This window comes from Streptococcus sp. GMD5S, assembly GCF_000298715.2.
In the GTDB taxonomy this organism is placed as follows: Bacteria; Bacillota; Bacilli; order Lactobacillales; family Streptococcaceae; genus Streptococcus.
The window spans coordinates 1-10,946 of record NZ_AJRG02000027.1; the positions used below are offsets into that span (position 1 = coordinate 1).

10 protein-coding genes and 1 pseudogene are annotated in these 10,946 nt (G+C 36.9%); all 11 read left to right on the forward strand.

The genetic code is table 11. The annotated features are described in order from the left end of the window. On the forward strand, window positions 1-658 hold a 658-nt coding region (locus GMD5S_RS0209255; RefSeq protein WP_016893850.1), incomplete at its 5' end, for a DUF933 domain-containing protein. Between the two features lie 73 nt (window positions 659-731). After that, entirely contained in the window at window positions 732-1,301 is a 570-nt protein-coding gene (pth, locus tag GMD5S_RS0209260; RefSeq protein ID WP_000163918.1) for an aminoacyl-tRNA hydrolase, read from the forward strand. Next, window positions 1,302-4,805, forward strand: a complete 3,504-nt coding sequence (gene mfd / locus GMD5S_RS0209265) for a transcription-repair coupling factor (RefSeq protein WP_000258061.1) — start codon at window positions 1,302-1,304, stop codon at window positions 4,803-4,805. A gap of 57 nt (window positions 4,806-4,862) precedes the next feature. Continuing rightward, complete coding sequence (locus tag GMD5S_RS0209270; RefSeq protein ID WP_001234972.1) at window positions 4,863-5,129, forward strand: RNA-binding S4 domain-containing protein; 267 nt, start codon at window positions 4,863-4,865, stop codon at window positions 5,127-5,129. Further along, window positions 5,122-5,490 carry a septum formation initiator family protein gene (locus tag GMD5S_RS0209275; protein ID WP_000041922.1) on the forward strand — a complete coding sequence of 123 codons (369 nt, stop codon included), beginning with the start codon at window positions 5,122-5,124 and terminating at the stop codon, window positions 5,488-5,490. The genes GMD5S_RS0209270 and GMD5S_RS0209275 overlap by 8 nt, the downstream gene beginning before the upstream one ends. A 4-nt stretch (window positions 5,491-5,494) precedes the next feature. Then, on the forward strand, window positions 5,495-5,617 hold the full coding sequence (locus GMD5S_RS10865; RefSeq protein WP_000429344.1) for an SP_0009 family protein: 123 nt from the start codon (window positions 5,495-5,497) through the stop codon (window positions 5,615-5,617). Further along, on the forward strand, window positions 5,610-6,878 hold the full coding sequence (locus GMD5S_RS0209285; RefSeq protein WP_001224817.1) for a serine hydrolase: 1,269 nt from the start codon (window positions 5,610-5,612) through the stop codon (window positions 6,876-6,878). The genes GMD5S_RS10865 and GMD5S_RS0209285 overlap by 8 nt, the downstream gene beginning before the upstream one ends. After that, window positions 6,875-8,152, forward strand: a complete 1,278-nt coding sequence (tilS, locus tag GMD5S_RS0209290; RefSeq protein ID WP_001205570.1) for a tRNA lysidine(34) synthetase TilS — start codon at window positions 6,875-6,877, stop codon at window positions 8,150-8,152. The genes GMD5S_RS0209285 and tilS overlap by 4 nt, the downstream gene beginning before the upstream one ends. Before the next feature lie 4 nt (window positions 8,153-8,156). Further along, the gene (hpt, locus tag GMD5S_RS0209295) at window positions 8,157-8,699 is read left to right on the forward strand and encodes a hypoxanthine phosphoribosyltransferase (protein WP_000889405.1); all 543 of its coding nucleotides are present in this window, start codon (window positions 8,157-8,159) and stop codon (window positions 8,697-8,699) included. Window positions 8,700-8,714: 15 nt separating this feature from the next. After that, the gene (gene ftsH / locus GMD5S_RS0209300; protein WP_000744588.1) at window positions 8,715-10,673 is read left to right on the forward strand and encodes an ATP-dependent zinc metalloprotease FtsH; all 1,959 of its coding nucleotides are present in this window, start codon (window positions 8,715-8,717) and stop codon (window positions 10,671-10,673) included. 38 nt (window positions 10,674-10,711) lie between these two features. After that, window positions 10,712-10,946 (forward strand): annotated as a pseudogene (locus tag GMD5S_RS10625) (23S rRNA (uracil(1939)-C(5))-methyltransferase RlmD); the annotation flags it as partial.

Below are 10,946 nucleotides of genomic sequence, written 5' to 3' on the forward strand. Positions count from 1 at the left end.
GATGGCACGTACGCAAAAAGATAAAGAATCAGTAGCAGAATTTAATGTTCTTCAAAAGATTAAACCAGTCCTTGAGGATGGAAAATCAGCTCGCACCATCGAATTTACAGATGAAGAACAAAAGGTTGTCAAAGGTCTCTTCCTTTTGACCACTAAACCAGTTCTTTATGTTGCTAATGTGGATGAGGATGTTGTTGGAGACCCAGATTCTATCGAATATGTGAAGAAAATTCGTGAATTTGCAGCGACAGAAAATGCTGAAGTAGTCGTTATTTCCGCGCGTGCTGAGGAAGAAATTTCTGAGTTAGACGATGAGGATAAGCAAGAGTTTCTTGAAGCACTTGGCTTGACAGAATCAGGCGTTGACAAGTTGACTCGTGCAGCCTATCACTTGCTTGGGCTTGGAACTTACTTCACAGCTGGTGAAAAAGAAGTCCGTGCTTGGACCTTTAAGCGAGGGATGAAAGCTCCTCAAGCAGCTGGTATTATCCACTCAGACTTTGAAAAAGGGTTTATTCGTGCAGTAACAATGTCATATGAGGATCTAGTGAAATATGGATCTGAAAAGGCTGTAAAAGAAGCTGGGCGCTTGCGTGAAGAAGGAAAAGAATATATCGTTCAAGATGGCGATATCATGGAATTCCGCTTTAACGTTTAATAATATTTAATAAATAGTGTCAATTAGGTTGGAAAAAAATTCCAACCCTTTTGGCTTTTGAAAGGAAAAATAAATGACCAAATTACTTGTAGGATTGGGAAATCCAGGGGATAAATATTTTGAAACCAAGCACAACGTTGGATTTATGTTGATTGACCAATTGGCCAAAAAACAAAATGTCACCTTTACACATGACAAGATATTTCAAGCTGACCTAGCTTCTTTTTTCTTCAATGGAGAAAAAATTTATCTCGTCAAACCAACAACATTTATGAATGAAAGTGGAAAAGCGGTTCATGCTTTATTGACTTACTATGGTTTGGATATTGAAGATTTACTCGTTATTTACGACGATCTTGACATGGAAGTTGGGAAAATTCGTTTAAGAGCAAAGGGGTCAGCTGGTGGTCATAATGGTATCAAGTCTATTATTCAACATATAGGTACTCAGATATTTAACCGTGTTAAAATAGGTATTGGAAGACCTAAAAAAGGCATGTCCGTTGTTCATCATGTTTTAAGTAAGTTTGATCAGGATGACTATGTGGGTATTTTACAGTCCATTGACAAGGTTGACGATGCTGTAAACTACTATTTACAAGAGAAAAACTTTGAGAAAACAATGCAGAGGTATAACGGCTAAATGGTGACTTTATTAGATTTATTCTCAGAAAATGACCAGATAAAAAAATGGCATCAAAATCTGATAGATAAGAAAAGACAACTAATACTTGGTTTATCAACGTCTACCAAGGCTATTGCAATTGCAAGCAGTCTAGAAAAAGAAAATAAGATTGTGTTACTGACTTCAACTTATGGAGAAGCAGAACGAATTATCAGTGATCTTCTTTCTCTCTTAGGAGAGGAACTTGTCTATCCATTTTTGGTTGATGACTCTCCTATGGTAGAGTTTTTGATGTCTTCGCAAGAAAAAATCATTTCGCGGGTTGAGGCCTTGCGTTTTTTGAGTGATCCGTCTAAGAAAGGGATTTTAGTTTGTAATATCGCAGCGAGTCGGTTAATTTTACCCTCTCCGACTAGATTTAAAGAAAGTACTATAAAAATTGCAGTTGGCGAAGAATATGACCAACACGAGCTACTTCACCAGTTAAAGGAAATTGGCTATCGAAAAGTTACTCAAGTACGGACACAAGGTGAGTTTAGTATTCGAGGAGATATTTTAGATATTTTTGAGATGTCTCAGTTAGAACCTTTCCGAATCGAGTTTTTTGGCGATGAAGTAGATGGTATTCGTACTTTTGAAGTCGAAACACAATTATCGAAAGAAAATCAGACCAACCTCACTATCTTTCCAGCTAGCGACATACTTTTGAGAGAAAAAGATTATCAACGAGGACAGTCAGCTTTAGAAAAGCAAATTTCAAAGACTCTATCACCAATTTTAAAATCATATTTGGAAGAGATTTTGTCAAGTTTTCATCAAAAACAAGTACATTCAGATAGTCGAAAGTTTTTGTCCTTATGTTACGATGAAACATGGACTGTATTTGATTATATTGAAAAAGATACACCAGTATTCTTTGATGACTATCAAAAATTGATGAATCAGTATGAATCCTTTGAAAGAGAATTAGCACAATACTTTACAGAAGATTTACAGAATGGTAAATCATTTTCTGGGATGCAGTATTTTGCAGATACAGAGCAAACCTATAAAAAACAAAGTCCAGTTACCTTTTTCTCCAATCTGCAAAAGGGCTTAGGAAATCTTAAGTTTGATCACATTTATCAATTTAATCAATACCCCATGCAAGAGTTTTTCAATCAATTTTCATTTTTAAAAGAAGAAATTGAGCGATACAAAAAAATGAACTACACTATTATTTTGCAGTCTAGCAATTCAATGGGAAGTAAGACGTTGGAAGATGTTTTAGAGGAATATCAGATCAAATTGGATTCCAGAGATAAGTCAAGTATCTGTAAAGAATCTGTAAACTTGATTGAGGGTAATCTAAGACATGGTTTTCACTTTGTAGATGAAAAAATTCTCTTGATTACTGAACATGAGATTTTTCAAAAGAAATTAAAACGTCGTTTTAGAAGACAACATGTGTCAAATGCGGAGCGATTGAAAGATTATAATGAACTTGAAAAAGGGGACTACGTTGTTCACCATATCCATGGAATTGGTCAATATCTAGGAATTGAAACAATTGAAATCAAAGGGATTCACCGTGATTATGTCAGTGTTCAATATCAAAATGGGGATCAAATCTCCATCCCAGTAGAGCAGATTCAGTTACTGTCAAAATATGTTTCAAGTGATGGAAAAGCTCCAAAACTTAATAAATTAAATGATGGTCATTTCAAAAAGGCCAAGCAAAAAGTTAAGAACCAGGTAGAGGATATAGCTGACGATTTAATTAAGCTTTATTCTGAGCGTAGTCAGTTGAAGGGATTTGCTTTCTCGGCTGATGATGATGAGCAACATGCTTTTGATGATGCCTTCCCTTATGTTGAAACGGATGATCAACTTCGTAGTATTGAGGAAATTAAGAGGGATATGCAGGATTCTCATCCCATGGATCGACTTCTGGTTGGGGATGTTGGTTTTGGGAAAACTGAGGTTGCAATGCGTGCAGCATTTAAGGCTGTCAATGATCACAAACAGGTGGTTGTTCTAGTTCCGACGACGGTTTTAGCGCAACAGCACTATACGAATTTTAAGGAACGATTCCAAAATTTTGCTGTTAATATTGATGTGTTGAGTCGCTTTAGAAGTAAAAAAGAGCAGGCAGAAACACTTGAAAAACTAAAGAATGGTCAAGTCGATATTTTGATTGGAACGCATCGTGTTTTGTCAAAAGATGTTGTGTTTTCAGATTTGGGATTGATGATTATTGATGAGGAACAACGATTCGGTGTTAAGCATAAGGAAACTTTGAAAGAACTGAAAAAACAAGTAGATGTTCTAACCTTGACAGCAACGCCAATCCCTCGTACTCTCCACATGTCTATGCTGGGAATTCGAGATTTGTCTGTTATTGAAACTCCTCCAACCAATCGCTATCCTGTTCAAACCTATGTATTAGAGAAGAATGATAGTGTCATTCGTGATGCTGTCTTGCGTGAAATGGAGCGTGGAGGTCAAGTTTACTATCTTTACAATAAAGTTGACACGATTGACCAGAAGGTTTCAGAATTACAGGAGTTGATTCCAGAGGCTTCGATTGGGTATGTTCATGGACAAATGAGTGAAATTCAGTTAGAAAATACTCTACTTGACTTTATTGAAGGTCAGTATGATATTTTGGTGACGACTACTATTATTGAGACAGGGGTAGATATTCCAAATGCCAATACCTTATTTATTGAAAATGCAGACCACATGGGCTTGTCAACCTTGTATCAATTAAGAGGAAGAGTCGGTCGTAGCAATCGTATTGCTTATGCCTATCTCATGTATCGTCCAGAAAAATCAATCAGTGAAGTCTCTGAGAAGAGATTAGAAGCGATTAAGGGATTTACAGAATTAGGCTCAGGATTTAAGATTGCGATGCGAGATCTTTCGATTCGGGGAGCAGGAAATCTCCTAGGAAAGTCCCAGTCTGGTTTCATTGATTCTGTTGGTTTTGAATTGTATTCGCAGTTACTAGAGGAAGCTATTGCTAAACGGAACGGCAATGGGAATAAAAGAAGCAAAGGAAATGCTGAGTTGATTTTACAAATTGACGCCTATCTTCCTGACACTTATATTTCTGACCAACGACATAAGATTGAAATTTACAAGAAAATTCGTCAAATTGACAATCGTGTCAACTATGAAGAACTACAAGAAGAATTGATGGATCGCTTTGGAGAATACCCAGACGTAGTGGCCTATCTTTTAGAGATTGGTTTGGTCAAGTCATATTTTGACAAGGTATTTGTAGAACGTGTGGAAAGAAAAGAAAATAAGATTACAGTTCAATTTGAAAAAGTCACTCAACGACTATTCTTGGCTCAAGATTATTTTAAAGCCTTATCCGCAACGAACTTAAAAGCATCCATAGCTGAGAATAAAGGATTAATGGAAGTTATATTTGATGTCCGAAACAAGAAGGATTATGAAATTTTAGAAGGTTTGCTGATTTTTGGAGAAAGTTTATTAGAGATAAAAGAATCAAAGGAAGCAAATCCCATTTAACATTTTTCTTCTATAAAAAGGATAAAAATGGTACAATAATAATTTGAGGTAATAAAAATGAGATTAGACAAATATTTAAAAGTATCACGAATTATTAAGCGCCGCACAGTCGCAAAAGAAGTAGCAGATAAAGGTAGAATCAAGGTGAACGGAATCTTGGCCAAAAGTTCAACGGATTTGAAAGTTGATGACCAAGTTGAAATTCGCTTTGGAAATAAGTTGTTGCTTGTTAAAGTACTAGATATGAAAGATAGTACAAAAAAAGAAGATGCAGCAGGTATGTATGAAATTCTCAGTGAAACACGGGTAGAAGAAAATGTCTAAAAATATTGTACAGATGAATAATTCTTTTATTCAAAATGAACATCAACGTCGTCGTTACCTGATGAAGGAGAGACAAAAACGAAATCGTTTTATGGGTTGGGTCCTTATTTTGATGATCTTGTTGTTTATTTTACCAACTTATAACTTGGCCCAAAGCTATGATCAGTTACTGCAACGACGTCAGCAATTAACAGAGTTGAAAGAGCAGTACCAAACTCTTAGTGATGAAAAGGATAAGGAATCCGCCTTTGCTGCAAAGTTGAAAGATGAAGACTATGTAGCAAAGTATGCACGCGCCAAGTACTATTACTCAAAGAAACGAGAAGCAATTTACACAATTCCTGATTTGCTTCCGAGGTAATGTCATGGAAAATTTATTGGAAGTTGTTGAGCAATTTCTAAGTTTATCAGATGAAAAATTAGAGGAATTGGCAACTAAAAACCATTTATTACGATTACAAGAAGAAAGGGAAGAGAAGAATGCGTAAGTTCTTAGTAGTTTTATTGCTACCTGCTTTTATCATAACCTCAAGAGTAGTTAGCACAGAAAAACAGCTTCCTTACTCTTCACAAGAAATTTATTATCTAACCGAGTCTGATTATGGATTCTACTATAAAGAAACTCTGGAATCCCCAATGGTATATGGAGAAACAGCTGTCTATGCTAATGAGGATCTTGTCAAGGAGTCTGGTAAATTGACTCCTGGAACCACCTTTAAAATAGTAGAATGGCGTTTGAATAGACAAGGTGTTCCTGTTTTTAAATTAGATAATCACCAGTTTATCCTTGCAGATAAGCGGTTGGTCTATGATCAAAGTCAAGTTCAAACTCAAAATAGACAAGTATGGTTGGAGCAGGGGTTTGTTATCTATAACAGTCCCTATGATGCGAAAGAAATTTCTTCAACCCTCTCTCCCTATCAACGCGTAACGGTGGATAGAGCTCTCTTTGCTGAGGGACAAGAATTTCTTCATATCAATCAAGTTGGGTGGGTATCAAAAGAGTTCACCTCAGAAGAAGACAATCGCATCCAGAAGGTTCAAGAAGTTTTATCAAACAACTATCAGAATGAAAATTATTCTATTTATGTTAAACAACTGAGTACAGCTAAAGAGGCTGGGGTGAATGAAGACAGCAAACTTTATGCAGCTAGCATCTTGAAACTAGCCTACCTTTATTACGCTCAAGATAAGATAAATCAAGGGGAATATACGCTAGACAGTAGCTTCAAGTATATCCCAGAAGTAAATAGTTTCCCTGGGTCCTATAAACCAGAAGGTAGTGGTAGCTTACCTAAAAAAGAAGATAACAAAGAATACAGTCTTCAACAGTTAATTACCAAGGTAACAAAAGAGTCTGATAATGTTGCTCATAATATTTTAGGTTATTACGTGACCAATCAATCTGACGGGGCTTTTAAAGAAAAAATGTCCACCATTATGGGCGAAGATTGGGATGTGAATGATAAACTGACTTCTTCAAAAATGGCTGGAAAAGTCATGGAAGCTATTTATAATCAGAATGGTTTTGTCCTAGAGTCTCTAGGTAAGACTGATTTTGACAACCAAAGAATCGCAAAAGGTGTTTCGGTTAAGGTAGCTCATAAAATTGGAGATGCCGATGAGTTTAAACATGACACTGCCATTGTTTATACGGATTCTCCTTTCGTTCTTTCCATTTTCACCAAAAATTCTGATTATGATACTATTGCTAAGATAGCTAAGGATGTCTATGAGGTTCTAAAATGAGGGACCAGGATTTTTTAAATCATTTTCTCCGAAAAGAGTATTTCAAAAAACATTCTAAAGTCGTATTAGCTTTGTCTGGCGGACTGGACTCAATGTTTTTATTCCAGCTATTGTCTACTTATCAAAATGAGTTAGAAATTGAGTTGATTTTAGCACATGTCAATCACAAGCAGAGAAGGGAATCTGACTGGGAGGAAAATGAACTAAGGAAGTTAGCTGATGCAGCTGAACTTCCTATTTATATCACAAGCTTCTTAGGAGACTTTTCAGAAGCGCGTGCTCGAGAGTTTCGTTATGATTTTTTTAGGAAAATCATGAAAGAGATTGGAGCGACTGCCTTGGTTACTGCCCACCATGCAGATGATCAAGTTGAAACGATTTTGATGCGCTTGATTCGAGGAAGTCGGCTCCGTTATTTAACAGGAATAAAAGAAAGACAAGTAGTTGATGGAATTGAAATCATTCGTCCCTTGTTGCATTTTCATAAAAAGGATTTTCCACCAATTGTTCATTTTGAAGATCAAACAAATCAGGAAAATACCTATTTTCGCAATCGCATTCGAAATAGGTATTTACCAGAGCTTGAAAAAGAAAATCCTCGTCTTAAATCCGCCCTTTTAGATTTAGGAAGGGAAATTTCAGATTACCAAGCAACAATAACGGAGCTTTCGAAACAAATTGATGTGGAAGATTTGAATGAGCTATTTTCATACTCTCAACAAACTCAAGGAATCTTGCTCCAAAACTATCTTAATCAATTTCCAGACTTAAATCTGACGAAGGCTCAGTTTGATGAAGTTCGACAGATTTTAACAACGAAAAGCCAGTATCGTCATTCTCTTAAAAATGGCTACGAATTGATAAAAGAGTATCAGAATTTTCGAGTTTGTAAAATCAGTCCTCAGGCCGATGAAAAGGAAGATGAACTTGTGTTACACTATCAAAATCAAGTTCGATATAAGGGCTATTTATTTTCCTTTGGCATCCCTATTGAAGGGGATTTTGTTCAAAAAGTAACGGTTTCACGGGAAACATCTGTACATATTAGATGTCGAAAACCTGGCGATGTTATTATCCTGAATGGTCATCGAAAGAAACTGAGACGCTTATTTATAGATTTAAAAATCCCTATTGAAAAACGAAAAACAACCCCTATTATTGAGCAATTTGGAGAAATTGTCTCAATTTCAGGAATTGCGACCAGTGATTTGAGTAAAAACACGAAAAATGATATAATGAACACTGTGATTTATATAGAAAAAATAGATAGGTAAAAAGATGTTAGAACACGATATTAAAAAAATCCTCGTTTCACATGATGAAATTACAGAAGCAGCTAAAAAGCTAGGTGCGCAACTAACAAAAGAATATGAGGGGAAAAATCCAATTCTTATTGGAATTCTGAAAGGATCGATTCCTTTTATGGCTGAATTGGTCAAACATATTGATACGCATATCGAGATGGACTTCATGATGGTATCTAGTTACCATGGTGGAACAGCAAGTAGTGGTGTCATCAATATCAAGCAAGACGTGACTCAAGATATCAAAGGAAGACATGTTTTATTTGTAGAGGATATCATTGATACGGGTCAAACTTTGAAGAGTTTGAGAGATATGTTTATTGCAAGAGAAGTAGCTTCTGTTAAAATCGCGACTTTGTTAGACAAACCAGAGGGACGTGTTGTTGAAATTGAAGCGGATTACACTTGCTTTACTATTCCAAATGAGTTTGTAGTAGGTTATGGTTTGGACTATAAAGAAAATTATCGTAACCTTCCTTATGTCGGAGTATTGAAAGAAGAAGTTTATTCAAATTAGAAAGATTTATCTTTAATGAAAAAACAAAATAATGGTTTAGTTAGAAATCCATTTCTATACTTGTTAATTATCTTCTTCCTAGTGACAGGATTCCAGTATTTTTACTCTGGAAATACTGCTGGACGAAGCGAAAAAATTAACTATACAGAACTGGTAAAAGAAATTACTGCAGACAATGTAAAAGAATTAACCTATCAGCCAAATGGTAGCATCATTGAAGTGTCTGGTGTTTATAAAAATCCTAAGACTAGTAAAGAAGAAACGGGAATTCAATTTTTCACTCCTACAGCTACAACAGTAGAAAGATTCTCAAGTACTATTCTTCCGTCTGATTCAACAGTTTCAGAATTGCAAAAACTTGCTTCTGAACATCAGGCAGAAGTAACAGTCAAACATGAGAGTTCAAGCGGTATGTGGATCAATATCCTTGTCTCTGTTGTGCCATTTGCTATTCTTTTCTTCTTCTTATTCTCTATGATGGGAAATATGGGAGGAAATAGTGGCCGAAATCCAATGAGTTTTGGACGTAGCAAGGCCAAAGCTGCTAACAAAGAAGATATCAAGGTACGATTTTCAGATGTTGCAGGTGCCGAGGAAGAAAAACAAGAATTAGTTGAAGTTGTTGAATTCCTAAAAGATCCAAAACGATTTACCAAACTTGGTGCGCGTATTCCTGCGGGTGTTCTTTTAGAGGGACCTCCGGGAACAGGTAAGACCTTACTTGCTAAGGCGGTTGCTGGAGAAGCAGGAGTTCCATTCTTTAGCATCTCAGGATCGGACTTTGTAGAAATGTTTGTCGGAGTTGGGGCTAGCCGAGTTCGTTCACTTTTTGAGGATGCAAAAAAAGCAGCGCCAGCCATCATCTTTATCGATGAAATTGATGCCGTTGGTCGCCAACGTGGTGTCGGTCTTGGTGGAGGTAATGATGAACGTGAACAAACCTTGAACCAACTCTTGATTGAGATGGATGGTTTTGAGGGAAATGAAGGAATTATTGTTATCGCTGCGACGAACCGTTCAGATGTTCTAGATCCAGCTCTTCTCCGTCCAGGACGTTTTGATAGAAAAGTCTTAGTTGGTCGCCCTGATGTTAAAGGTCGTGAAGCAATCTTGAAAGTTCACGCTAAAAATAAACCTCTGGCAGACGATGTGGATTTGAAACTAGTTGCCCAACAAACTCCAGGTTTTGTGGGAGCTGACTTGGAAAATGTTCTAAATGAGGCAGCCTTGGTTGCAGCCCGTCGCAACAAGTCAGTCATTGATGCTTCAGATATTGATGAGGCAGAAGACAGAGTGATTGCTGGACCATCTAAGAAGGATAAAACAGTATCACAAAGAGAACGGGAATTGGTTGCTTATCATGAGGCTGGACATACTATTGTTGGTTTAGTCTTGTCAAATGCCCGTGTTGTTCATAAAGTTACCATTGTACCACGTGGACGTGCAGGTGGTTACATGATTGCGCTTCCGAAAGAGGATCAAATGCTTCTATCTAAGGAAGACATGAAAGAACAATTAGCAGGTTTGATGGGTGGTCGTGTAGCTGAAGAGATTATCTTTAATGTCCAAACGACAGGAGCTTCAAATGACTTTGAACAAGCTACACAGATGGCGCGTGCAATGGTCACTGAATACGGTATGAGTGAAAAACTTGGCCCAGTTCAATACGAAGGTAATCATGCTATGTTTGGTGCACAAAGTCCTCAAAAATCAATTTCAGAACAAACAGCCTATGAGATTGATGAGGAAGTTCGTTCATTATTAAATGAGGCACGAAACAAAGCAGCTGAAATCATTCAGTCAAATCGTGAAACTCATAAGTTGATTGCAGAAGCATTGTTGAAATACGAAACATTAGATAGTACACAGATTAAATCTCTTTACGAAACAGGAAAAATGCCTGAGACAGTAGAAGAGGAATCCCATGCACTATCTTATAATGAAGTGAAATCAAAAATGAGTGAAGAAAAATAAATTTAGAGAGGTTCAACCTCTCTTTTATGTTCTAATGTGATGGCTACCGAGCGGATGCCTTGATAGTTGACCCTCCTCGTACAGGCTTAGATGATAAGCTGTTGGAAACCATTCTGACCTACGTTCCAGACAAAATGGTCTATGTATCCTGCAATGTTTCGACCTTAGCGCGAGATTTGGTTAAACTAGTAAAAGTCTATGACCTCCAGTATATCCAGTCGGTCGATATGTTTCCCCACACTGCACGGACAGAAGCAGTGGTTAAATTAGTGA

Coding starts and splice junctions, on each gene's coding strand:
- GMD5S_RS0209285 (WP_001224817.1), top strand. CDS start 5,610: ATGCGTAAGTTCTTAGTAGTTTTATTGCTACCTGCTTTTATCATAACC.
- GMD5S_RS0209270 (WP_001234972.1), top strand. CDS start 4,863: ATGAGATTAGACAAATATTTAAAAGTATCACGAATTATTAAGCGCCGC.
- pth (WP_000163918.1), top strand. CDS start 732: ATGACCAAATTACTTGTAGGATTGGGAAATCCAGGGGATAAATATTTT.
- tilS (WP_001205570.1), top strand. CDS start 6,875: ATGAGGGACCAGGATTTTTTAAATCATTTTCTCCGAAAAGAGTATTTC.
- GMD5S_RS0209275 (WP_000041922.1), top strand. CDS start 5,122: ATGTCTAAAAATATTGTACAGATGAATAATTCTTTTATTCAAAATGAA.
- ftsH (WP_000744588.1), top strand. CDS start 8,715: ATGAAAAAACAAAATAATGGTTTAGTTAGAAATCCATTTCTATACTTG.
- mfd (WP_000258061.1), top strand. CDS start 1,302: ATGGTGACTTTATTAGATTTATTCTCAGAAAATGACCAGATAAAAAAA.
- GMD5S_RS10865 (WP_000429344.1), top strand. CDS start 5,495: ATGGAAAATTTATTGGAAGTTGTTGAGCAATTTCTAAGTTTATCAGAT.
- hpt (WP_000889405.1), top strand. CDS start 8,157: ATGTTAGAACACGATATTAAAAAAATCCTCGTTTCACATGATGAAATT.